This window comes from Komagataeibacter diospyri, from assembly GCF_006538165.1.
Classification (GTDB): Bacteria; Pseudomonadota; Alphaproteobacteria; order Acetobacterales; family Acetobacteraceae; genus Komagataeibacter; species Komagataeibacter diospyri.
Genome location: NZ_BDLU01000062.1, coordinates 1 through 23,618 on the forward strand (window position 1 = coordinate 1; position 23,618 = coordinate 23,618).

Annotated in this window: 20 protein-coding genes and 1 tRNA gene; 14 read left to right on the forward strand and 7 right to left on the reverse strand. The window is 56.5% G+C overall.

Features of this window, described 5'->3' with window-relative positions; translation table 11 throughout:
- Window positions 1–72: 72 nt before the first annotated feature.
- Together MSKU9_RS13785 and MSKU9_RS13790 are read left to right on the forward strand one after the other, a co-directional pair.
- A tRNA-Met gene (locus MSKU9_RS13785) sits at window positions 73–149 on the forward strand.
- 178 nt (window positions 150–327) lie between these two features.
- Window positions 328–840 (forward strand): hypothetical protein, encoded by a 513-nt coding sequence (locus tag MSKU9_RS13790; protein WP_141261969.1) that lies wholly within the window; start codon window positions 328–330, stop codon window positions 838–840.
- Here MSKU9_RS13790 and MSKU9_RS13795 read toward each other — a convergent pair.
- Window positions 837–1,550 (reverse strand): TetR/AcrR family transcriptional regulator, encoded by a 714-nt coding sequence (locus MSKU9_RS13795; protein WP_227001092.1) that lies wholly within the window; start codon window positions 1,548–1,550, stop codon window positions 837–839. The genes MSKU9_RS13790 and MSKU9_RS13795 overlap by 4 nt on opposite strands.
- A gap of 193 nt (window positions 1,551–1,743) precedes the next feature.
- On the opposite strand from MSKU9_RS13795, the gene MSKU9_RS13800 reads away from it, so the two are divergent.
- The 4 genes from MSKU9_RS13800 (at window position 1,744) to MSKU9_RS13815 (ending at window position 8,571) form a co-directional block, all read left to right on the forward strand.
- Complete coding sequence (locus tag MSKU9_RS13800) at window positions 1,744–2,886, forward strand: efflux RND transporter periplasmic adaptor subunit (protein WP_141261970.1); 1,143 nt, start codon at window positions 1,744–1,746, stop codon at window positions 2,884–2,886.
- Window positions 2,887–2,892: 6 nt separating this feature from the next.
- On the forward strand, window positions 2,893–6,018 hold the full coding sequence (locus MSKU9_RS13805) for an efflux RND transporter permease subunit (RefSeq protein WP_141261971.1): 3,126 nt from the start codon (window positions 2,893–2,895) through the stop codon (window positions 6,016–6,018).
- Window positions 6,018–7,520 carry an efflux transporter outer membrane subunit gene (locus MSKU9_RS13810; protein WP_141261972.1) on the forward strand — a complete coding sequence of 501 codons (1,503 nt, stop codon included), beginning with the start codon at window positions 6,018–6,020 and terminating at the stop codon, window positions 7,518–7,520. The genes MSKU9_RS13805 and MSKU9_RS13810 overlap by 1 nt, the downstream gene beginning before the upstream one ends.
- 385 nt (window positions 7,521–7,905) lie before the next feature.
- Window positions 7,906–8,571 (forward strand): HAD family hydrolase, encoded by a 666-nt coding sequence (locus tag MSKU9_RS13815; protein ID WP_141261973.1) that lies wholly within the window; start codon window positions 7,906–7,908, stop codon window positions 8,569–8,571.
- Between the two features lie 482 nt (window positions 8,572–9,053).
- On the opposite strand, the gene MSKU9_RS13820 is transcribed toward MSKU9_RS13815, so the two are convergent.
- Both MSKU9_RS13820 and MSKU9_RS13825 read right to left on the reverse strand, forming a co-directional pair.
- Entirely contained in the window at window positions 9,054–10,202 is a 1,149-nt protein-coding gene (locus MSKU9_RS13820; protein WP_141261974.1) for a hypothetical protein, read from the reverse strand.
- 56 nt (window positions 10,203–10,258) lie between these two features.
- On the reverse strand, window positions 10,259–11,230 hold the full coding sequence (locus MSKU9_RS13825) for a glycosyltransferase family 2 protein (RefSeq protein WP_141261975.1): 972 nt from the start codon (window positions 11,228–11,230) through the stop codon (window positions 10,259–10,261).
- A 660-nt stretch (window positions 11,231–11,890) separates the two neighbouring features.
- Here MSKU9_RS13825 and MSKU9_RS13830 point away from each other — a divergent pair.
- The 4 genes from MSKU9_RS13830 (at window position 11,891) to MSKU9_RS13845 (ending at window position 16,400) form a co-directional block, all read left to right on the forward strand.
- Window positions 11,891–12,610 carry a helix-turn-helix transcriptional regulator gene (locus MSKU9_RS13830; RefSeq protein WP_141261976.1) on the forward strand — a complete coding sequence of 240 codons (720 nt, stop codon included), beginning with the start codon at window positions 11,891–11,893 and terminating at the stop codon, window positions 12,608–12,610.
- A 281-nt stretch (window positions 12,611–12,891) separates the two neighbouring features.
- Entirely contained in the window at window positions 12,892–14,460 is a 1,569-nt protein-coding gene (locus MSKU9_RS13835) for a hypothetical protein (RefSeq protein ID WP_162853824.1), read from the forward strand.
- Window positions 14,457–15,257 (forward strand): glycosyltransferase family 2 protein, encoded by an 801-nt coding sequence (locus tag MSKU9_RS13840; protein ID WP_141261977.1) that lies wholly within the window; start codon window positions 14,457–14,459, stop codon window positions 15,255–15,257. The genes MSKU9_RS13835 and MSKU9_RS13840 overlap by 4 nt, the downstream gene beginning before the upstream one ends.
- A gap of 177 nt (window positions 15,258–15,434) precedes the next feature.
- The gene (locus tag MSKU9_RS13845) at window positions 15,435–16,400 is read left to right on the forward strand and encodes a glycosyl transferase (protein WP_141261978.1); all 966 of its coding nucleotides are present in this window, start codon (window positions 15,435–15,437) and stop codon (window positions 16,398–16,400) included.
- 146 nt (window positions 16,401–16,546) lie between these two features.
- On the opposite strand, the gene MSKU9_RS13850 is transcribed toward MSKU9_RS13845, so the two are convergent.
- The 3 genes from MSKU9_RS13850 to MSKU9_RS13855 are packed head-to-tail and all read right to left on the reverse strand — an operon-like array spanning window position 16,547 to window position 17,282.
- A complete protein-coding gene (locus MSKU9_RS13850) occupies window positions 16,547–16,792 on the reverse strand; it encodes a hypothetical protein (RefSeq protein ID WP_141261979.1) in 246 nt (81 codons plus the stop codon).
- Window positions 16,793–16,821: 29 nt separating this feature from the next.
- Window positions 16,822–16,977 carry a hypothetical protein gene (locus MSKU9_RS18285; RefSeq protein WP_162851960.1) on the reverse strand — a complete coding sequence of 52 codons (156 nt, stop codon included), beginning with the start codon at window positions 16,975–16,977 and terminating at the stop codon, window positions 16,822–16,824.
- Window positions 16,978–16,997: 20 nt separating this feature from the next.
- Window positions 16,998–17,282 carry a hypothetical protein gene (locus MSKU9_RS13855; protein WP_141261980.1) on the reverse strand — a complete coding sequence of 95 codons (285 nt, stop codon included), beginning with the start codon at window positions 17,280–17,282 and terminating at the stop codon, window positions 16,998–17,000.
- Window positions 17,283–17,415: 133 nt separating this feature from the next.
- On the opposite strand from MSKU9_RS13855, the gene arfB reads away from it, so the two are divergent.
- A complete protein-coding gene (gene arfB / locus MSKU9_RS13860) occupies window positions 17,416–17,823 on the forward strand; it encodes an alternative ribosome rescue aminoacyl-tRNA hydrolase ArfB (RefSeq protein ID WP_141261981.1) in 408 nt (135 codons plus the stop codon).
- Between the two features lie 563 nt (window positions 17,824–18,386).
- Window positions 18,387–19,706, forward strand: a complete 1,320-nt coding sequence (locus MSKU9_RS13865) for a site-specific DNA-methyltransferase (protein WP_141261982.1) — start codon at window positions 18,387–18,389, stop codon at window positions 19,704–19,706.
- Between the two features lie 50 nt (window positions 19,707–19,756).
- Here the strand turns inward: MSKU9_RS13865 and MSKU9_RS13870 are convergent, their stop codons facing one another.
- Entirely contained in the window at window positions 19,757–21,031 is a 1,275-nt protein-coding gene (locus tag MSKU9_RS13870; protein ID WP_162853825.1) for a histidine-type phosphatase, read from the reverse strand.
- 174 nt (window positions 21,032–21,205) lie between these two features.
- Between MSKU9_RS13870 and MSKU9_RS13875 the strand changes: the two genes are divergently transcribed.
- Window positions 21,206–21,883, forward strand: coding sequence for a hypothetical protein (locus MSKU9_RS13875; RefSeq protein ID WP_141261983.1), 678 nt, complete (start codon window positions 21,206–21,208; stop codon window positions 21,881–21,883).
- Window positions 21,884–21,936: 53 nt separating this feature from the next.
- Window positions 21,937–23,394 carry a mannose-1-phosphate guanylyltransferase/mannose-6-phosphate isomerase gene (locus MSKU9_RS13880; protein WP_141261984.1) on the forward strand — a complete coding sequence of 486 codons (1,458 nt, stop codon included), beginning with the start codon at window positions 21,937–21,939 and terminating at the stop codon, window positions 23,392–23,394.
- Window positions 23,395–23,618: the final 224 nt, after the last annotated feature.

A 23,618-nucleotide genomic window follows, 5' to 3' on the forward strand; every position in this document is an offset into this window, starting at 1 on the left:
GCGCCCATGATACTGTGCCTCAAGGCACGGGAAAGTCGGTCGCCGCCAGGTCTTCCAGTCACCCCTCACCACCGCGGGGTGGAGCAGCCCGGTAGCTCGTCAGGCTCATAACCTGAAGGTCATAGGTTCAAATCCTATCCCCGCAACCATGAATAAGTCCTTGATCGGACACAAAAAACCCGCCCTCACACGGCGGGTTTTTTGTATTTGGTCTCCAAAAGTCCTTATGTAGCCAAATGCAGCCCTGCCTAACGGTTTTGCGATCTCCTGCTCTGCTTTTCCTTACAGTATCGTGAAGGCAGGTATGTGTGGGAAAGGGGAAGCCACATGAATCAGACATGGGGCGATTTTCAGGCGGTTGTCCAGTTATCAGCAGGCTTGAATGTGGCGATTCTCAGCTTTGTAGATATCAGTCTGCCCGCCATAAAAGAGCGCCGGCGGGTGTTTGCAAAGGCGCAGCAGGAACTGGACATGCATCGTTCTGCACCGGGCAAGGTGACCAGTGCGGCACAGCTGGAACATGACTGCCAGGTGGATGAAATGAACGAGAAGCTGTATATGCTGTGGAAGGAATCATCCGCCTTCAGTAATGAAGAAGATTCCCTTATTCATTCTACTGGCATTCTTGGTTTTCTGGGCGCTGTCCTCAGCATGTTTTTGCTGTGGTATTCAGCGGAATATTATGATGTCGTCATTGGCACGACAGGAAAAATAGTTATTTCCCTGTCATTCTGCTCGCTCATCGGAGCATTTATCATCAACTTCATGACGGCATCACAAGCCAGCGTCTTTACTAAAAAGTGTAACGCGATCCGGCAGGAAATGCGCCAGAAGCTTTAGGATTCCTGTCGGAATGAAGTAGCGAACGTATTACAGTCCTGCTGGAAACCTGCCAGGAAAATTCGCGCCGCACGGTGAAAGCGCGGGCGCATGTTTTCTTCAATCCATGAGGATTCGGATGCGCAGGCCAGGCTCTGCAGCATCAGGTCGCCTATGCTCATGCCAAACAGCATGTTGCTGTACATATATATGTCTTCCACCACATAATGGTGCTGGCGTACATAACGTTCCAGCCAGCTGGTCAGCACGTTTCCCTTTCCCCCCGCGCGCAGGCTGGTCAGGATCTGCCGGATATCCGCTGATTCCTGTGATTCGGTAATCAGGGCACGGATCAGGCTGATCCGGTCGGGACGGAGAATGATCCGGCCAAGGTTCATCAGCAGTTCCGTCAGTTCCTCTGCCGGGTTCTCACGGTAGTGGCACTCATCCGGCGTGACGTTGAACAGCCGGCTGTTAATCAGGGCATGAAACAGGTCCTGCTTGGAATGGAACATCTGGTACAGCGTGCGCTTGGACATGGCGGAATGCTGCGCCACCTTGTCCATCGAGGCCGCATGGTAGCCGCATTGCTGCAGCACCTCGCTTGCGGCATCCAGGATTCGTTCCCGACGTTCGCATTCTTCCATTTCTGGCGGTCGGCCCGGTCCACGTCGGCGGTTTTCGCAATCGTGCGGCGCAGTCGCGGGGGCGTTATGTTCATTCTTGCTCATTCGTAATATGCTCCGACCGCTTTTGTGTGGGTGTCCTGCTTGACCGGCTTATGGATACGATATAGTTTTCTATTCATTGAAAACCAAATGGTTTCGTTATTTGGCTTTCTTATGGCGGCTATGTGCGGGAAAACGGCATACCCGTGATTCAGAAACATTTTATATATAACGGCCTACAAGCCGGTTGGTGACCATGATGCATTATTCCCGTGTCGTAGCCCCGGCGGCTTTGATACTTGCTCTGGCAGCATGTCAGCGGCATGCTGCTCCCCCCAAGCTTCCGCCACAGCCGGTCAAGATCGTGACGCTCAAGGCGGAACCGGTGGAAATCCACACGATGCTGCCGGGGCGTACCGAAGCCTTTGAAATCGCGCAGGTCCGCCCACAGGTCAGCGGTGTCATCCAGCAGCGCCTGTTTGTCGAAGGTACCGATGTGCAGGCAGGGCAGCAGCTGTACCAGATCGATCCCCGTGTGTATCAGGCGGCAGTGGATAGCGCACAGGGTCAGCTCCTGCACGCACAGGGCAGTGAAGTCACCGCCCGTGCCAAGCTGAACCGCTATGGGCCATTGCTCAAGGCCCATGCCGTCAGCCAGCAGGAATATGATGATGCGCTGGCCGCAGAACGCGCAGCACAGGGTGATGTCCTGACCGCCAGGGGGCAGCTGGAACGTGCGACGGTCGATCTGGGCTATACCCACATGAATGCGCCGATCACCGGGCGTATCGGCCGTTCCATCCTGACCGTGGGTGCGCTGGTGACCGCCAACCAGACGAATAACGTTGCCATCGTGACCCGGCTTGACCCGATTTACGTGGACGTGAACCTGCCCGCGACCGAACTGCTGCGCTTCAAGCGTGAACTGGCGCAGGGTCGGCTGACGCGTGCAGGCGATAACGCCGCCGCCATTACCATTTCGCTGGAAGACGGTACTACGTACGAACACTCCGGTCGGATGGAATTTTCGGAAGTGAATGTTGACGAATCGACCGCCACGGTCGTGGTGCGTGCTGTCATGCCCAATCCTGACCGCCTTCTGCTGCCGGGCATGTATGTCCATGCCCAGCTGGCCGAGGGAACAGACCCCAACGCCCTGCTGGTGCCGCAGCAGGCGGTGCAGCGTAACTCCCATGGTGACCCGCAGGTATGGGTGGTTGACGCCGATAACAAGGTAAATCTGCGGCCCATCACCGTCAGTCAGGCCATCGGCACGAACTGGCTGGTGACGGACGGCCTGAAGGGTGGCGACCGTGTGGTCGTCGAGGGCCTGCAGAAGATCCATCCCGGCGATACCGTGACCCCAGCGGATGTGTCCGCCCCGTCCAAGGCAGGATAAGCCCCCATGTCTCTGTCGCGCTTTTTTATTGACCGGCCCGTTTTCGCATGGGTGATCGGGCTGATCATCATGCTGGTGGGCGCGGTTTCGATCTTCCGCCTGCCAATCGCCCAGTATCCCAGCATCGCCCCGCCACAGATCGCGATTTCGGTCACCTATCCCGGCGCTTCGGCCGATACGGTGAACGATACGGTCGTGCGCCCCATCCTGCAGCAGATGTTCGGGCTTGATCATCTGGAATATATTTCCTCGCAGTCTTACGCATCAGGACAGATGGAAATCGACCTGACCTTCGCACAGGGAACCAATCCCGACATCGCGCAGGTGCAGGTGCAGAACAAGCTGCAGCTTGCGCAGCCCAAGCTGCCGCAGGAAGTGACGGCACAGGGACTGAGCATCACGAAGGCCGTCAAGAACTTCATGATGGTCATCGCATTCATTTCGACTGATAACAGCATGAGCGGTGCGGATATCGCCGATTACGTGGCGTCCAACATTTCCGATCCGCTCAGTCGTGTGACGGGTGTGGGTGACCATACGCTGTTCGGTTCTGAATATGCCATGCGCATCTGGCTTGATCCGTCGAAGCTGTACAAATATGGCCTGACGGTGGGCGATGTACAGGCCGGCATCCAGACACAGAACATCCAGGTTTCGTCCGGTGAACTTGGCGGCGTGCCTGCCGTGAAGGGCGCGCGTCTGGATGCCACCATCATCGGGCCGACGCGTCTGCGCTCCCCCGAGGAATTCGAGAAGATCCTGCTCAAGGTGCAGCAGGACGGATCACAGGTGCGTATCCGCGATGTCGCCCATGTGGAACTGGGGCCGCAGACCTACAATACCCACTCCTTCTATAACAACATGCCAGCATCGGGCATGGCGCTGAAACTGGCGCCCGGGGCCAACCAGCTTCAGACCGAAACGGCGGTGCGCGAGCAGATCAAGGAACTGGAACAGTTCTTCCCGCCGGGGCTGAAGACCGTTTATCCACTGGATACGGAACCCTTCATCGTCCTGTCGATCAAGGATGTGATCATTACCCTGATCGAGGCGATCGCGCTGGTGTTCCTGGTGATGCTGGTGTTCCTGCAGAATTTCCGCGCCACCCTGATCCCGACCATTGCGGTGCCGGTGGTGCTGCTGGGTACGTTCGGCATTCTTGCCGCCCTCGGTTTTTCCATCAATACGCTGACCATGCTGGCCATGGTGCTGGCGGTCGGCCTGCTGGTGGATGACGCCATCGTGGTGGTGGAAAATGTCGAGCGCGTCATGACGGAAAAAAAGCTTTCGCCCAAGGAAGCCGCCCGTCAGTCGATGGATGAGATTTCGGGTGCGCTGGTCGGTATCGTGCTGGTGCTGACGGCGGTCTTCCTGCCCATGGCGGCCTTCAGCGGGTCAACCGGGGTGATCTATCGCCAGTTTTCCATCACCATTGTCGCGGCCATGTGGCTGTCGGTGCTGGTGGCCATGGTCATGACGCCAGCCCTGTGCGCCACGATGCTCAAGCCCGGCAGTCATGAAAAGACCACCGGTTTCGCTGGCTGGTTCAACCGTCATTTCAGTCGCCTGACCAACAGCTACCAGAAGGGCGTGTCCCGTGTGCTGGGCCATGTCGGCCTGTCCATGCTGGTGTTCGTACTGATTACCGTGGGCGTGGGCTGGCTGTTCATGCGCCTGCCTGGTGGCTTCCTGCCCGATGAGGACCAGGGCCTGATCTTTGGTCAGGTCACAATGCCCGCCGGGTCCACGCTGGAGGAGACGGCAGCGGTCAACCGCAAGGTTGCCGACTATATCCTCAAGACCGAGGGCAAGAATGTCATATCCGTCTATTCCATGAACGGGTTCAACTTCGCGGGGCAGGGACAGAGTGCAGGCGCCTTCTTCATCCGGTTGAAGGACTGGGACGAACGGCCAGCCGCCAGCCAGACATCGGCTGCGATCGCCATGCGCATCATGATGCATTTCTGGATGGATCCGGTGGCGCAGATCTTTGCCATCAACCCGCCCGCCGTGCTGGAACTGGGCAACGCCACCGGCTTCGATCTTGAACTGGAAGACCGTGGCCACCTTGGCCATGCCAGGATGCTGGAAGCGCGCAACATGGTGCTGGGCATGGCGGCGAAGGATCACCGCCTGACGGCCGTGCGTCCCAATGGCATGGAAGACGCGCCGCAGTTCCACCTGAACATCGACCGTGAAAAGGCCAATGCGCTGGGCATCACCATCGCGGATATCAACACCACGATCGAAGGCGCGCTGGGGTCGATCTACGTCAACCAGTTCCTGCGCGATGACCGCGTGAAGCAGGTTTATATTCAGGGCGAACCGGATGCCCGCATGATCCCCGACGACCTGAACAGGTGGTATATCCGCAACGCCACGGGAGGCATGGTGCCGTTCAATGCCTTTGTGTCCGGTGAGTGGATCATGGGACCGCAGAAGGTGGAGGACTATAACGGCCTCAACGCCTTTGAAATCCTTGGCCAGCCTGCAGCGGGCTACAGTTCGGGTGATTCGATCGCCGCGATGAAGGAAATCCTGGCCAGGCTGCCCAAGGGTGTCGGCTACGAATGGACGGGCCTGTCCTTTGAACAGATGGCGTCAGGTTCTTCCACCGGGCCGCTTTATGCGCTGGCCATGATCGTCATCCTGTTCTGCCTTGCCGCGCTGTATGAAAGCTGGGCCATCCCCTTTGCCGTGCTGCTGGTCATTCCGCTGGGCGTGCTGGGCGCGATTGTCGCGACCCTGGGGCGTGGGCTTGCCAATGACGTGTATTTCCAGGTGGGGCTGCTGACCACCGTGGGGCTGGCGGTCAAGAACGCCATCCTGATCGTGGAATTCGCCAAGGCCTTCTTCGAAAATGGTGCAACGCTGGAGGAATCCGTGCTGGAAGCCGGGCGTGAACGCCTGCGTCCCATCCTCATGACATCCATTGCCTTCGTGGTGGGTGTGTTCCCGCTGGCGATCGCCACGGGGGCAGGGTCGGCGGCGCGTGTCGCGATCGGCACGGCGGTGGTCGGCGGCATGGTGACGGCGACGTTGCTGGCTGTCTATTTCGTGCCGCTGTTCTTTGTGGTCGTGCTGCGCCTGTTCCGTGTGCAGCGTATGTCCGAACGGACAAAGGGAGAGTAATGCAGATGACCGTTCTCCCCACACTCAGGCGCGTCGCCACGGCTGGCATGGCGGCAGTGCTGCTGGCGGGATGTACCATGATCCCGCACTACAAGCGTCCCACGCCGCCATTGGCCAAGACGTGGCCTGCCTATGCCAATACCGGCGATCCGGTGCAGGAAAATCCGCTGGCGGCTAATCTGGGCTGGGCGGAATTCTTTACCGACCCCCGGCTCAGGGCGCTGATTGCCATCGCCATTCGGCAAAACCGTGACCTGCGGCAGGCCGCGGCTGATATCCGCCGGGCACAGGGGCAGTACGATATCCAGCACGCCACCCTGTTCCCCGCCATCAGCGGCGGGGGCGAGGCGATATTTCAGGGACCTTCGGATGCTGCCGGTCTGAGCTTCGCGCCGGGTCTGGATACCGGTAACCCGCCCATGTTCAAATATTACCAGATGGGCATTGGCGTCTCATCCTACGAAATCGACCTGTTCGGGCGTATCCGCAGCATGTCGCGGGAAGCCGCGGAACATGCGCTCATGCAGCGCGAAAATGCCCGTGCGATGCTGATCAGCATCATATCGCAGGTGGCTACGGCCTATATTTCATGGCTGGGCGATCAGGCGCAGCTGCGCCTGTCGGATGAAACCATGGCGTCCCAGCAGCAGACACTGGACATGGTCAAGGCCCGTTTCGCGCATGGTGAAACGGATGAGATGAATGTGCGCCAGACCGAAACGCAGGTTGCGCAGAGCGGCGCCTTCCGTGATGAATCGCGCAGGCATGTGGCGCAGGATGAAAACCTGCTGACCCTGCTGATCGGCCAGCCGATCCCCGATAACCTGCCCCCCGCGCACCCGCTGGGGCAGCAGACCATCATGCAGGACCTGCCACCGGGCCTGCCGGCTGATGTGCTGGAACATCGGCCCGACATCATGTCGGCCGAGCATGACCTGCTGGCGGCCAATGCGGATATAGGAGCGGCCAAGGCTGCATTCTATCCCCGTATTACCCTGACCGCATCGGACGGGATCAGCAGCCTGCAGCCGCACAAGCTGTTCACTTCGGCAGCTACGACGTGGGGTGTTTCACCACAACTGCAGGTACCCCTGCTGAACTGGGGACAGAACAGCGGCAACCTGAAAGCGTCGCGCGCCATGCGGGCATCCAAGGCAGCCGCATATGAAAAAACGGTGCAGTCCGCCTTCCGTGAAGTGGCAGATGCGCTGGCCGCGCGTGATACCTACCGTGATGAAACCGCGCAGATGGACCGTTATGTCTCCACAACGGGGGATGCCTACCGGCTGGCCATGCTGCGCTACAGGGCAGGGACGGATTCCTACATCACATCCCTTGTCTCGCAGCGTAACTATCTGCAGGCGCAGCAGTGGCAGATATTCATCGCAGTGTCGCGTTACCAGAACCTTGTGACGCTATATCGCGCGTTGGGTGGCGGCTGGACCGAGCATACCCCCGCCCCCCAACCTTCCAAAGGACAGAAGGCCACACACAAGGGATAGGGCGTAGTCTTCAGGATATGTACGATACATTACGGTTCGGACATGTTGCATGCATGTCGGGCCGTAATGGCGTTCAAGTAACGTAAAAGAAATACTTAAATATATTAACAGAATACTCTGTATTATTTAAATTAAAATCCCAAATAAATTTAAAATATAAATAAATAATATCATATGTTTATGTTTTGTTGATTACGAAAAAATGTAAATTTTGTTCTTTCAATATAAAAAATCATATCATATCCTTAAATTATGGCTTCTGGCGCAATATGTTTTTGTTTCGGCGTACAGGAAGTGCATGAAAGGTAGGGTCTGAACTTTGAATTTACATAGCAAATCCGATAATCAACTGCCCGCTGCCGTGCGTCCCGATGGGAAGTTGCGCATGGTTATTTTCGATTGTGATGGCGTTCTGGTCGATGGGGAATACCTGTCCACCTGCATCATGGCGCAGGAAGCGCGAAAATATGGCTGGGACATTACGGACGAGCAGGCAAACAAACTGTTTACCGGCGGCGAACTGGCCAAGATCCGTGACCGCATCGCGCATGAAAGTGGCAGGACACTGCCTGATGACTGGGACATGCAGGTGCAGAACCGCATTGTCACCATGATGAAAACCGACGCCCAGACCGTGGATGGCGCGGAAGACATGCTGAAGGCCACACTTGATCTGGGCCTGCCGGTGCGTATCGGGTCCAATTCGTCCATGGCGGAAATGGACGCAAAATTCAGCAGCACGGGTCTGGACAGGATGCTGGATGAAGACCGCATCCATTCCGGGCGTGATCTGAACATGCCTAAACCACGGCCTGATCTGTACCTGTATGCGGCCGAACAGGACAACATTCCGCCGGGTAACTGTATCGTACTGGAAGATTCCGATGCCGGTGCCGAAGCCGCCCGCCGTGCGGGCATGGCCTGTGTGCTGCTAAGGGATCTGTCGCGGCCCGCGCCTGAGTGGCCGGGGTTGATCCGTATCGGGCATCTGTCGGAATTCGTGCCATTGCTTCAGCGCATCAGGGCGGAACAGAAGCAGGCAGCGGCATAAAAAACTGTTGGGGCTGGCATAGGTAAGAAGACGACCCGAGCATTCCAATCAGGATGCCAGCCCCGATAAAAATAAAAGTTTTTTTGGCGCCGCTTTTTTGAAAAAGGCGGCACCCTTTGAACGTCTAAAAAACACTCATCAAAAAATATTTTTTATATGTTCTCAGTAATGGAGCGCCGATTGCTCCGGTCTTATCCCAATATATCCTCTTTTGACGGTCAGATGTTCTTCTGCTGCAGGTTCATAGGTTACCGTGCAAGGGTATGCCCTAGCCCCTGCGGTACATACAGAACCCCTGCCTGACACTGTCGTTACCACATGATTTATCTGCCCAGCATATGCTGGATGTATGTATTCATGCTTATGGTATGATCAATATAATAATGCCGATAATCAGGTGACACCTGTGGCCTCATGCCCAGAATGAACGCAAATACATCGAATGCGAATAATATGATTGCAAGATATGTATATTTCTTCATTTAAATAAGGGCAATATGTCCATGGAACCACAGTTCAATAACAACGATATGCAGGGCAAACAGTAACGTCAAGATTGACCAACGCCTGACCCGGGCCTGCGTCAGGGTCAGGAAGGCCAGAAATTCAATCATCAATGGGTTTGAAAAGACATAGCGTTCGATTGAATCCAGACCTGTCGATCCCACCATCAATGCAACAAATGACATGATGGAAAAATTCAGGTACCATTTTTTTGCCAGCATTCCATAAATGAAATAGCAGGAAGCTATAAAATAGAGGCCCAGCTTTATTTTCTTTGCCTGCAGGAATGAATTAATAAAATTGGTCAGGAAAAAGCTGAAATGCTTTTCCCACCCTACTTCCACATGAGAAAACGCAAACCCGTCCCCCATGAGATGATAAAGATAGATCACGAAAATCGACAGCCCCGCCCCGGCTGCGGAAATCAGCAGAAAACTCTCCTGCACGGGAACAGCCATACGCTCCCAGGTAATGGAACGTGTCCGGAGGGTGATGCCAGTACGTCTGAAAAACCACCAGCCTGCAATCATGACCGCAGTGGGAAACCCGGTTGGACGGGAAAAACTAAGCAGGAAACAGGCAAATGCTGCCCCTAATATATGGTTTTTCCGGAGCAGGATTAGCGTGCCGATCAGGAATACACCATAAATCCCTTCCGAATACTGTGACGTATACCAGATATTGAAGGGATATATGACACAGAAAAGGGTGAAGCCGATCCGGTCCACATCAACTGCGCGTGCTGCAAGTTCCCTGTAACACAGATAAATCAGCACCGGCCATAGAGCCAGGTTAACCAGCAGTTCGGCCCACAACGTACTGATATGCAGGCCCATCTGTGTTGCGTAGGACATCAGGGGGTAAAGTGGAAAAAATGCCCAGTTCGCCTGTGTCAGTCCATCACTACCGTGTAACTGTGGTAATCTGTCGTACCCATTGCGGACAATACCCGTGTACCATTTACAGTCCCACTGGCATGTCGCGTGTGCGATATCGGCATAATAGGAAAAATGGGCAATCAGGGAAAGAAAACCAGAATTAAGTCCGCATAGCGCAAAAACGAAAACAAGAAATGCTATGCTACTCCTGTCTATATATTCTTTAAAATCCAGAAAATAGCGCTTCATGTTTTCTCCGGCTTTTTACGCAATGAAAATATATTATCCCTCCCAAGACATAATAACTATGATTTATTGAAACCCTCTTTTTCTTCAATATGGGACCGGGGACGCCGCTTGGTTTCCAGATATATCTTGCCCAGATATTCCCCGATAATTCCAAGGCAGAGCATCTGTACCCCTCCCATGAAGAACAGGGCGACAATAACCGATGCCCAACCCTGAATGGGATTGCCAATCATCTTGTTGATCAGCACTACCATAATGGCCAGAATGGAGATGAGACTGATGGAAAAGCCAGTCAGCGTAATGATCCTGAGGGGCATGACGGTCATGGAAGTAATACCTTCCAGTGCCAGTGCCATCATCTTGTGCAGCGGGTATTTGGAAACACCCACCGTACGTTCCCTGCGATCATAATAGACTTCTGCCGACGGGAAACCGATCAGTGGTACAAGGCCGCGGATATAGATATTACGCTCATGATATTCCAGCAGCGCATCACGCGCCCGGCTGCTTAAAAGACGGAAATCCGCGTGATTGAAGACCTGCTTGACCCCCATTACGGTCATGAGCCGGTAAAAAACCTCCGCCGTCATGCGCTTGAAGGCCGTGTCCGTCTGGCGCGAAGCCCGCACCCCATACACGACATCATGTCCGGTGGCATAAGACTTCACCATTTCCCCAATGGCGTTGATGTCATCCTGCAGATCAGCATCTATACTGATAATGGCATCGGCATCATCGGCATTGGCCAGACCTGTCAGCAATGCGGCCTGATGACCCTTGTTACATGACAGTTTCAGGCCACGGACGTGGGCATGGTTCCGGGTTGCGACACTGATCTGCTGCCACGTATCATCAAGGCTGCCATCATCCACGAATAATAGATAGCTGTTGGGACTGATCATCCCATCACCGATCATCTTACCAAGATAGCCGTCCAGTTCCATCAGGCAATAAGAAAAGACTTCCGATTCATTGTAACAGGGAACAACAATGGCAAGACGAGGCAGAGAGGGCGGCTGGGAATTCATATAACCTGACCTGAAACCGGAAGCACAAATGGTTAAAATCATAAACAGATAATGATAGAATTAATTTCCGGCAGCGTCAAAAAATGGAAACAGGTACGGCAATGCGTCCTGCCCACGCGCGTATATCCTTTCCTGTCTGACACGATCGGGGCGACAATATCTGTCGGTCGGGCCTGTGTTCTGTCCCCGGCATGTCACGGACAAAACTGCGTCCCGGAAGATCAGGATTTTTCCATAATAATGGAACCGGCTGTAAAAAATCGTTCAGACCAAAATAATAATAGATTGTTTGATTGTTCAGTTTATGATGACATCTTGAAATAAGAAAAATTTTTGAGGAAAGTTTTTTTAAAATATTCAGAAAATATCATATTTAAAAAATAATACCTAAAAACTTTCGCACGCAGTTCAACGGACAGGCATCATGCACACGCTGTTATTCTGCCCATTCCATCCGGAATGGCCCAACGTGCCCGGACAGGACGTCGGGACCATTTTCTCCACAGGTCTGATGCCCTTTTCTGTTCTGTAAGCCTTTGATTGCATTATCACGGGTGCCTCCTTATCGCGCATTACTGGGTATTGGTGTCATGTCCGCGGGTATGATAGGCGTGCAGAGGGAGACAATTTCATAACCAGACTGATTGCAGGATACGTTTTTTGAATCGCGACCTTTTTAACAGCCAGGCCATGGATACGCTGGACGCGATGCTGAACACGCGCACCGTGGATGAACTGGCAGCCCAGTTCCACAAGGCCGTCAGCCAGATCGGGGATTTCTACTGCGTTGCGGGTATCATAAAGAAATTCCGGCCCGGCGGCCTGCGTCCCACCACATCCAGCTATCCCACCCACTGGACCAGTCATTATATGGGTAGCAATTACGGACGGGTGGATCCGGTGATACGCCGCGCCATGACCAGCCATACAGGGTTCGGGTGGCATGCATGCGATCCGGTGAGGAAGCAGGAAAAGGCACTGGTCGCCGACATGCATGACCTGGGCATGCAGGACGGGTTTGTCATGCCAATCCATGGGCCGGATTCTTCGGTTTTTCTGGTCAATTTCGGACAACTGGCACGCAAGATGGTGTCGCGGCGTGTGCAGGCGGCCCTTTCAATGCTGACCATGCAGTATTACCAGCATTATCATTATCTGACGGCGTCACCGGAACCGGAAGCCCCGCCGCTGACACAACGTGAATGCGAATGTCTGTCATGGGTGGCGAATGGCAAGACTACAGTGGATATCGCGGATATCCTGACGCTAAATGAAAATACCGTAAAATTTCATCTCAAGAACGCACAGCGCAAGCTGGAATGCACCAACCGCGTCACGACCGTGCTCAAGGCCATCTCGCTTGGTCTGATTGTCATCTAGCATTCCCTGACCGGGCATTGTCCATGCTACCTGTCAGCCCTCCCCTTATGGGGTGGCAGGCTGAAGGATATGCCCGGCGCACCTGCATTCCGACAGTGTGATTTATGTAATGCCGGTACAGGATACGCCCTGTAACCCACGCTTCACCTGTGATCCGGGTAAAAAATAAGCGGGCCGGATAATCAATTATTAATTGATCTGCCCTAGCAGAATGACTGTGCGCGCCCGACTGGCGGTGTTGCCGCCCGTTATTCCATCCCGTCCCAGCCAAGGTAAAGACATTGTCCGCGGAGCCGCTCCTGACATTGACCCCGACCGAGCAACAGGATCTTGAAACCATAGAGAAATCAGGTCTGTTTGATGCTGATTTCTATCTTTCGGTGCATCAGGATGTTGCCGGGTCGAACATCGATCCCCTGCTCCATTACGTCAGATACGGCTTCCGGGAAGGACGCCAGCCCAACCGCAATTTTCGTCCCGCATCATACCTGCGTCAGTATCCCGATGCAGGCACAAAAAACCGCAACCCCTTCATCCATTTCCTGAAAACACATGGTGGTTGCCATATCGCCCATCATGGGCTGTTGCCCCGCTTCCATCTGGAAGACCTGAGTGTTGGTGCAAGAACGCTGGAACAGTTGCCGTTCTTCGCCCCTGATCTCTATCACGACATCAATCGCGACATTGAACGTACGACCACGGATATGGCCGAACATGCCCTGTTGTATGGCGTGCCGGAAGGGCGGCGTATTTTCGGTGCCCTGCATGTCTCACGCACACTGGGCGCGCTGTGCGCGGCCAAGGGGCTGGATGATGCAGATTACATGGCCCCCGATGGGCCGGTGCCCGACAGTATCGGGGTCTTTTACAATTCCCACGGGAATGTATTCATTCATGAAATCGCATCCGATCTTTGCACAACTTTGCGCGAAAGCGGCCTGAACTGTGTCCTGCTGGATGAAACCGGCAATCCCGATGACCGGCCCGAACTATGCATTTTCGTGGCCCCGCATGAATTCTTCCATCTGGGACAGGGCCAGGGCTGGGCCACGGGCGCCATTATCCGTGACGCCATCATGTTCAATACCGAACAGCCACAGACCCTGTGGTTTGAACGCGGCATCCCCTTCCTGCTGATGGCGGCAGGCGTGATCGACATCTGTCACCAGATGGCGGAAGGCTTCCGGCAGGCCGGGTTGCCCGCCATCCATTTCACCCCCAATATCGGCACGGAACGGGATTACCTGCAAAAAGGTGACATGCAGCATGCCATGGTGCGCATCCTGCCGCCTGCGTGTCGCAGGCGTCCCGACCGGTATACGCCCTTTGCCGACCGGCAACTGGATGTCAGTTTCTTTGGCGGCGTATCGGAACACCGGGAGAAATTCTTTTCCCGTAATGCCGGGTTCTTTGCACAATTCTGCAATTACTTCTATTATCGTAAATTCACCACACCGATCGACAGCAGTCCACGGGATAATCCCCTCTCACGCCTTGCGTCGCATGTTGCGGGGCATTCCCGTATCGCGCTGAACATTCACCGTGATGATTACGGATTTTTCGAATGGCACCGCATTGTCAAGGGTGCGATGGCCAATGGCAGTGTGGTGGTATCCGAGCCCTGCCTGCCGCACCCGGTCTTTCGCCCCAATGTGCATTTTCTTGAAGAAAGCGGTCGCCACATTCCCAACCTGATCGAATGGCTGCTGAACACGCCCGATGGTCAGGCAAAGGCGGAAGAAGTGCGCCTTGCCGCCATGCAGGCAATCGAGACCCCTGCCCTTAACCGTGCGCGCTGCACACGGATACGCGGGTTCATTTCGCATGTATGGAGCACGCCGGAGGCATGAGCATCACCGCCCCATGGATGGCCACGGGCCAGACAGCGTTTACATTCCGCAGCCGCCGCAAGAAACCGGCTGACCTTGTCAGCATATGCATCACCAATTTCAATTATGGCCGGTATGTTCTCGAGGCCCTTGATTCAGTCATGGCCCAGACGCATGCGGCCCTTGATCTGATCGTGGTGGATGACCATTCGGACAGGGATGAATCCGCAGCCCTGATTACCGCATGGATGGAAGAAAACCGTGAGCGTTTCTGGCGTTGCACCCTGATCGTGCATTCCCGTAATCAGGGACCATCCGAAGCCCGCAATACCGCCTTCAAACATGCCGTCGGCGCGTTTGTGTTCGTGATGGACGCGGATAATACCATCTATCCCCGCGCCATAGCCCGGCTGCATGATGCCGCGCGCGATGGCGGGTTCGACGCCACCTACAGCCAGCTTGAATATTTCGGCAAGGAACAGCGCATCGGATCGGCCGACATATGGGACCCCGCCCAGATGGCGCGCGAGAATTATGTTGATGTGATGGCCCTGATCCGCCGACAGGCATGGGTGGATGTGGATGGCTACAGCCATATTGACCAGGGCTGGGAAGATTATGATTTCTGGCTGAAATTCATCGACCATGGTTTCGAGGCCGCTTATGTGCCCGAAATCCTGTGCCGCTACCGCATGCATGGCAATTCGCGTACCACGAACGATGCATGGGCCGCCCATGAAAGCCTGCGTGCCATCATGGCCTTCCGTCACCCTGAACTCAGCGCACGCTATCATCTGCTTCCTGCCGCGAAGCCATGAAGGATAAAAAAGCAATAAAAGTTTCTGCTGATGCTTTTTTCAAAAAGCTTCGAAGCATGCCGTATTTTTGGAAAAAGGCAGCACGCAAAAACCTTCTGTAATTTGCCTGATATCTCAAGGCGGGTGCTGAAAACAGCTTTTGACAAAGGGATATTTCCGCCGTCCCGGCTTATCCCTATGATGCCGGGCATGACGCTGCATGCCCCCTGTGCCACACCTCCCGCCATCGGTCGCCGGATTATCGTCACCGGATGCGACCACACCTATTTCCATCTGGTGGACGAACTGGTCGCTTCCATACGCGATCATGCCGATACCCCCATTGGGGTAATCGATTGCGGGATGACAGCGGAACAGGTAGCCCGGTTACAGGGACAGGGCATACAGATCATCGCGCCCCATATCCCTGATTATGCCCCAGAACGCGCCATCCGGAATCGGCCCAGCCTTGCCATTAACATAAGCAAGCTGTGGCTGGACCAGATGCTGCCGGAATTCGACCTGATCGCGTGGCTGGATGCCGATACATGGGTGCAGGATGGACGTGCGCTGGAACAGGTGTTTGCTGCGGGTGAGGGGAGAGCACTGGCCATCGTACCGGAAATCGGCGCCAAGATCGCCAACCTGCTGGGGGTGCGCTGGATCTGTCCGGGGTGGATGCAGATCCGTTCTTTCCTTTACAAGAACGCCAGTCGCGCCCGGCTGCCGTTTCATATCCGCAAGCGCATCGGCGCAAAGCCCCTGCTGAATGCAGGCGTATTCTGCCTGCATCGCAATGCCACGATCTGGCCCGTGCTGCGACGGTGGCAGGCGCTGATCCTGCCACGGCGCGGCATGGCCTTTACACAGGACCAGCTATGCATGGCGCTGGCGGTCTATATCGATGGCCAGCCCGTCACCTTCCTTGATAACAGCCACAACTACCTTGGTCCCTGGCTGCTGGACGAAACCACCGGGCAACTTGCCAACCTGTTTTTTCCCCATCCGCCCGTGGGCATCGTGCACATGGCGTCCCAGAAGGCCATGCGCAGCGCGCTGGAAAATACCATGACCATTCCCACCGTTCAGGGTGGGCAGGTGGCGGTCAACCTGCGTTATGCTGGCATGCGTCAGTTCTGGCGGAACAGGTCAGAGACTGTTTAAAAAAGCCCGCTCAGGAAACATCCCGTTATCATTGGAAAGTTTTTGGTGAAGCTTTTTTCAAAAAGCTTCGAAGAACGCTGCTTTAAAAAAAAGCAGCACTCAAAAACTTTTATTGTTTTTTAACAGCCTCTCAGCCTCTCAGCCTCTCAGCCTTTTTTGTCTGTACGTGCCGCCTGCACGCGTTCCGCGGCATTGCGCAACTGTTCGGCAAGGTTAAGGGCCAGTTCCGGCGGCAGTACGGTCACAACACGTCTGTTACCCTTGGGCATGTGTTCGGGCGACGTTGCCATGAACAGATCCATGACCACGATGGAATCCTGCACCGCTTCGGCACCGCAACTGACGGTGGGATAGACCACAGCCCGACCGGCTGCATCGCGTTCTTCATTCATGATGGGAAATACCTTGTCATGCCACCGTGTCAGCGCGCGGTGGGGGGACGTGTCTGCTCACGCCGCAGTTTCAGGTTAAGGTCCTGTATCGTCTTGCGCGCCACGGCCAGTTCGTCACGTACACGCGCCAGTTCCGTCTTCAGCGCCGCGATTTCGGCCCGCAGGGCGGGGGGATGATCAGCCATCTGCACACTTCCTTATGATATCAGGAGGGTTTGACACCGGATGCAAACCGGGCGCGCACCTGTTCAAACAGGGTCCGCGCCGCCATGTCCTTTGCATCGGTATGGTCGATATGATGACGCATGCGTGCGGCGATTTCATCCGCATGCAGTACCTTGGCATCCACCAGCATCTGCATAAGGTCCATGACCACAAGCTGCTGGGCCGCAATCATCTTGACCACGGGCATCACCTTGGCCTGTGCCGCATCGCCCGCTGCCTGCGCAAGGGCCTTGCGCAACTGGTCCGTGACAGCCTCATCGTTCATGATTGTGCTACTCCGCTCTTGTCATCGTGCGGCAGGCATGGTGATAGCAAACGGCCGGCACAGCAATGCTGCCCATGCAGGGCCGCCCATAAGCTTACGATATACCTTCCGCCCGACAGGACCGTAAACCGCCATGTCATCCCCCATCATACCCGATGATGAATTACATGTGACCTACATACTGGCATCCGGCCCCGGCGGGCAGAATGTCAACAAGGTTGCAACAGCGGCCCAGCTTCGTTTTGATGCCCGCAATTCTCCCACCCTGTCTGGCCGGGTCAAGCACAGGTTGATCGAGGTGGCGGGCAGCCGGATGACAGCCGACGGCGTGATCGTGCTGACGGCCCGGCGTTTCCGCAGCCAGATCCGCAACCGCGAGGACGCGGTCGCCCGCCTGCAGGACATGATTGCACAGGCCAGCACGGTGCAGGCTTACCGCGTGCCCACCCGTCCTTCACGCACGCAGCGTAAAAAACGGATGGACAACAAACAGCATCGCAGCCGCATCAAGCAGGGTCGTAGCGGCCGTTATCCAGAATGAAGGCAGACGGGTTCCCGCGTCGCAACAGGGCGTTTGGCCAAACATAAAGAAGTTTTGGTGACGCTTTTTTTTAAGCGTCAAAGAACGTCACCTGTTTCCAGAAAAACCGGCACCCGGATTTTTTTATGAATTGCGGGGTATTTCAAAGACCGGCTTTTCAAACGGTCTTTTTTGAGATGTGCGGACACCCATCCACAAAATGAAACCGGCGCAGTCTGTATTGATGGCAGGAATATCCGGGTTCCCTGTGCTTTCCGCTGGTCTGTCCAGACAGATAAAGTCTGATTGAAAGGGATGCATGATCTGTCGCGATCCTGTCAGGACTGGCGGGATGAAAGGGCGTGATGGCAACGGCATATTCTGTGCTGTCGCCTGAATTGCGGGCCAGCACCTGTGTCCGGACCATAATCTTTTTTTGTTATTATCGACTGTAACATATATGGAAAAAGACCCGTTCACATCCGGCTATGTCCGGTCCTGGCGCGCTGTGCGCAGGTAGCTCTCCCCTTCCGGTTCGCATTGCGGGATAGTGGGACCGGCATAAGGCAGGAACGGGAGGACACGTGGCCACGCTGGAATGGGAGGGCAAGCACGCCGTTACGGCCTGTCTGGACCGGATGCGCGCGGGTGTGCTGCAGGTTGATCCCGCCCTGTGCCGTGGGGCGGCGGAGGGGACCGATATGGTCATTCTGGGGGATAATCTGGCAGCCCTTGGCGCGCTCATGCCCGATCATGAAGGGCAGGTGGACATGGTGCTGATTGATCCCCCTTATAATACCGGGCGGCGCGACTGGCTGTATGATGACAGCGTCAGTAATCCCGCCGCCCTGCACTGGCTGGGGGACGTGCTTGGCCCGCAGCGGGCGGCCAGCCTGTCACGACAGGACCGCTGGCTGTGTCTCATGTATCCGCGCCTGCTGCGATTGCGGCAGCTTATGGCTGAAAATGGCGTGATTGCCTGCTGTATTGATGACCGTGAATACCCCCGCCTGCGCCTGTTGATGGAGGAGGTATTCGGACCCGGAAATTTTCTGGCGACGTTTGTCTGGGTCAATACCGGCAATATCGACAACCATAGTCGCATCAAGACCAACCATGAATATGTGGTGGTGTTCGCGCGTGATGCCAGACGCTTCGTGCCCGGCTGCGTGCTGGCCCCGCAGGTCGGTGCGCGCAGCAAGCTGCGACGGCCGGTCATCCGTAATACCATCATCAAGAACGGACCACGCAATCCGGTATCCGACCTTGTGCTGCCCGCAGGCTTTCCCGCCCGTTTTGACGATGGCGTTATTCCCGTCCCCACCGATCCCGGCTTCTGGCCGCGTTTTGACGTGCCGATCGTAGTCAGGAACGGGCGTCTGGCACAGGCCGTGACCCTGCGCAGTGGCTGGAGTTCGCGCCGCCAGTGCGCGGCCTTCATCGCGGCGGGGTTTCGTGACATCACCGACCGGCAGGGCCTGAAAACCCGTTTTTACCTGACCCCCAGCGGGGCGGTCTTCATGGAAAAGGACCGGCAGGCGCAGCCCAGCCATATCCTGACCGTGCTGGAAGGCATGGGGACGGTGCAGCAGGCCGCAACCGAACTGGCGCAATGTGGCGTGTGCTTTGATTATCCCAAACCGCTTTCGCTGGTGACCTACCTGCTGCGCGCATTGTGTCCCGCCCCCGATGCGGTAGTGCTGGATGCCTTTGGCGGTTCAGGCACGACAGCGCAGGCCGTCATGGACCTGAACGCGGCGGATGGCGGCACACGCCGTTTTGTCGTGATGGAAATGGATGAACGGATCGCCACGACCGTGACCCAGCCCCGTCTTGCGCATGTACTGGCGCGTCATGCCCGGCCGGGGGCGGGGTTCCGGTTCTGTCGGCTGGGAATGCCCTGAATAATCTTGCCAGGTAATTCCTTGATTTTCAGATTGCATGACAGGCAGCGTCACCTGTGCTGATAGGCATCAAGGCGTTCGGTAAAGGTCCGCGTGAAATCACCCAGCGTACAACTGCCATCCTGTCCGGGGTGGCAGGCCGGCAGGGGCAGGGTTTCAGGTTCCGCCGTCATTGACTGTTCCGTGCGCAGGGCATCCAGCCCCTGATGGAATATGACGGCCCGCACCCGGCGCTGGCCATCGGGCATGCGCCATGTCTCGAACCCCAGCGTGGTGTCGGGGCCGGTAGGGTCCGGCAGGTCTGAAAAGGACCAGTCCAGACCAAAAATCGCCGCCAGCATGTCCAGCGTGCTGTCATGTCCCGCAAACAGGATAATCGGCGTGGTGGCCGCAATCATGTCGCCAGCGGGTCCACGCACGGACCCGCCTGTCAGCAGGTCCGTTATCATGCCCGCCAGAATATGCCCGCGCGGAAAGGCCAGGACGGGCAGGCGGCGGACCAGTCGGCTGGCATGGTTATGGGCGGGCTGCAGGACATCAATGACATGGCGCATGTCCGGATATCCCCAGCCGATATCCGCGCATGACATGCCCTGCGCATATTCCAGCAGCATGTCTTCCGCCACATCAGCCGACTGTGACAGCCCACCGGACAGGTGCGGGGCGCCCTTGTGCCATGTGGCCCGATCCGGCTGCGTGAAGCAGGGCGAGTCCGTAGTGCTGCATCCGGCGGGCTGTACCACGGCCTGCGCCATTGCCTGCGCCTGGCGCACATTGGCCGGGCGTGTTTTCTGATCCTGTGCCAGCGTGGTGGACAGTTCAGTCATGATGGCATGCTGCAGCGCGGGACCGGCCTGCGTGGGCAGGTCATTGAAGACCGGGTCATGCGTGCCGGGGGGCAGGCTGCCGGGTGTGACCGGACAGCCGGGTAACAGGGCATGGGCCATGATGTTTCCGGTCTGCAGCGTGCGCTGGTCCGCCGCATCAGACCAGACCGCCAGCACCCCCGCAGTACATCCCCGTGCAGGCAGCACGCCCGCCTGCCGGTAATGTTGCCCCAGCGCCGCCCCCATCAACGCCAGGTCGCGCTGTCCATGCGTGGTCAGCTGGCCCGGGGCCACGGGCCATGCCTGCCATTGCCTGTGGGTATGGGCATCCAGTTCCGCAATCGGGTGGGTGGGGCTGCGTATGCCGTGGCGCGCGACCAGCACCACGCGTTCCAGTATGGGTGCGGCAGGCTGCGGCGCGGGTGTCGCCGCCTGTGCGCTGCCCGTCTGCAGCCAGATGCAGGACAGGATGGCAAGGTCGCGGAACAGGCGGGACATGCGGGCACGATCCAGATCGGGGGGGCAGGGAATATATCCCTGCATGACAGCAACATGCCGGTTCTGCTAGTATGTCAGCGCAGAAAAACGGCCTTGTCTGCAAGGGGCAGGAAACTGCCTGACGCATGATGCATTCCTGTCAGGGCGGGGCATACAGTCAGGGAGAACCGGTGGATGATGATCTATCATCCGGTGCAGGCACTGGAGCGCACGGGTATGTGGGCGTTCATGAGGCGGCACTGGTGGATGTGCATGGCCCTGCCGGTCCTGTTGTGCCTGGTGGCGGGTTTTGGTGTTTATCTGGGCTGGAGCAGCCAAAGCGACGCCAATTTCGCCAGACATAATGTCCTGATGAAGCATTCACAGGAAGAAGCCGCCTACGCCCGGCAGCTTGCGGACTATGATGCGACGATCATACGCGACCGCCGTGTCTTCCTTGATATCACGCGCGCCGATTTCGCCCGCATCGCCCCCCCGGTACAGATGGCGTGGCTTTTGCAGGAATATCGCAAATTCGATATCAGCCGCGTCAAGGTCTATGACGGGCACGAAACACGTCCCTTTGTCCCGGCGCCCTGTTCCGTGCAGCTATGCTTCGTTCCGATTTTTGTCGAGGAACTGCATGATGATCCCGTCCGCCATACCAAATACGTACAGGTGGGTGCGCTGGAAGACATGTCGCGCACGTTGATTGTCGATGCCGAGCAGTTCTGGCGCCTGCGCAAGCTGGTCATTCATGTCGACGCCATCCTGTTCGCCGCCAAGCGTCAGGAAATGGCCAATTTTGAAAAAGCAATGCAGTTGCGTGACTCCCTGGACATGCTGCGTGCGACGGCACAGAAAGTTCACTAGGCGTTTCCTGCGGGCCGCATCATGCCCCGATTACTGGTTTTTCAGGAGTGAGAATGGTCGTTTCCGTCACGCATGCAACATCGCAGCCTCCCTCCACACCAGTGATACCCGTTATCCTGTCCGGTGGCAGTGGCAGCCGGTTGTGGCCGGTTTCACGCAGTTCATACCCCAAGCAGTTCTGGCCGCTGGTCTCGCAGCGGACGATGGTGCAGGAAACTGCGCTGCGCAGTCAGGGCGCAGGGTTTGCCATGCCCATTATCGTCTGCAATAACGAACACCGCTTCGTCATGGCCGAACAGCTGAAGGAAGTCGGCATTACCGCGCCGCGCATCCTGCTGGAACCCGTTGGCCGTAACTCGGCCCCCGCCATTGCCGCGGCTGCCCTGCTGGCTGCTGAAACCGATCCCGACGCCGTGCTGTGGGTCATGGCTGCGGATGCCGCGATCCAGAAACCGGAGAATGTCGCGTCCGCGCTGGATATTGCGGTCAGGGTGGCGCGTGCGGGCCGGATCGTGACATTCGGCATGACGCCTACCAAGGCGGAAACGGGGTATGGCTATATTGAAAAGGGCGCGCCGCTGGACGGGTATGATGGTGCCTGCAGCGTTGCACGCTTTGTTGAAAAACCTGATGCCGCGAATGCCGCCCGCATGCTGGAATCAGGGCAGTTCCTATGGAATTCCGGCATGTTCGTGTTCACTGCGCGCACCATGTTGCAGGAAATGGAAAAATACGAACCTGCCATCCTGACCGCCGTGCGGCAGGCCGTGCAGGAACGGAAGTCGGATATTGATTTTGAACGGCTGGATGCGACAGCCTTTGCCAGTTCGCCCGATATCTCCATTGATTACGCGGTGGCCGAGCGTACCAGTCTCATGACCGTGATCCCCGGTGATTTCGGCTGGTCCGATGTGGGAAGCTGGGACGCATTATGGGAACTGGGGCCGAAAGACGACCATGGCAACGTGACCATTGGTGACGTCGCGGTGTTCAACACATCCAACAGCTACGTGCGCACTGATGGCGTCCTGACGGCCGTAACCGGGGTTGAAGACCTGCTGGTGGTGGTCAATGACGATGCGGTGCTGGTGACACATCGCGACCATGCGCAGGATGTAAAGGCCATCGTGTCCCGGCTGAAAAAGAATGGCCGTAAGGAAGCGACCACCCACAGCCGCTGTTACCGCCCGTGGGGTTTTTATGAGACCCTGATCGAAGGCAGCCGTTTTCAGGTCAAGCGGATCGTGGTGGAACCGGGGGAGAAACTGTCGCTGCAGAAACATTATCACCGTGCCGAGCACTGGGTGGTGGTGGAAGGGACGGCGCAGGTGACGCGGAATGAGGAAATGATCCTGGTACGTGAAAACGAAAGTGTTTACCTGCCGCTGGGGGCCGTGCACCGTCTGGAAAATCCCGGACGTATTCCCCTGACCCTGATCGAGGTGCAGTCCGGCCCCTATCTGGGCGAGGATGACATCGTCAGGCTGGAAGACGCGTACAGCCGTCCCTGATCCGTTCAGTCAGGTAAACGAAAACGATCCTGTGTGGGGCATGGAGTGGCTGCGGTTATTCCATGCCTTTTTATTTTGTAGTGCCCTCAGTGGGGCAGGAAATTTCATTAATCCTTCATAAAACTGTCATGGACATATCATTGTTATTTGTTTCAGCAGTTTCCTAATGTTCCCTCCATGTCTGTTGGATAGCCAGACACGTCTGTCTTCTTCATGTCGGAGAA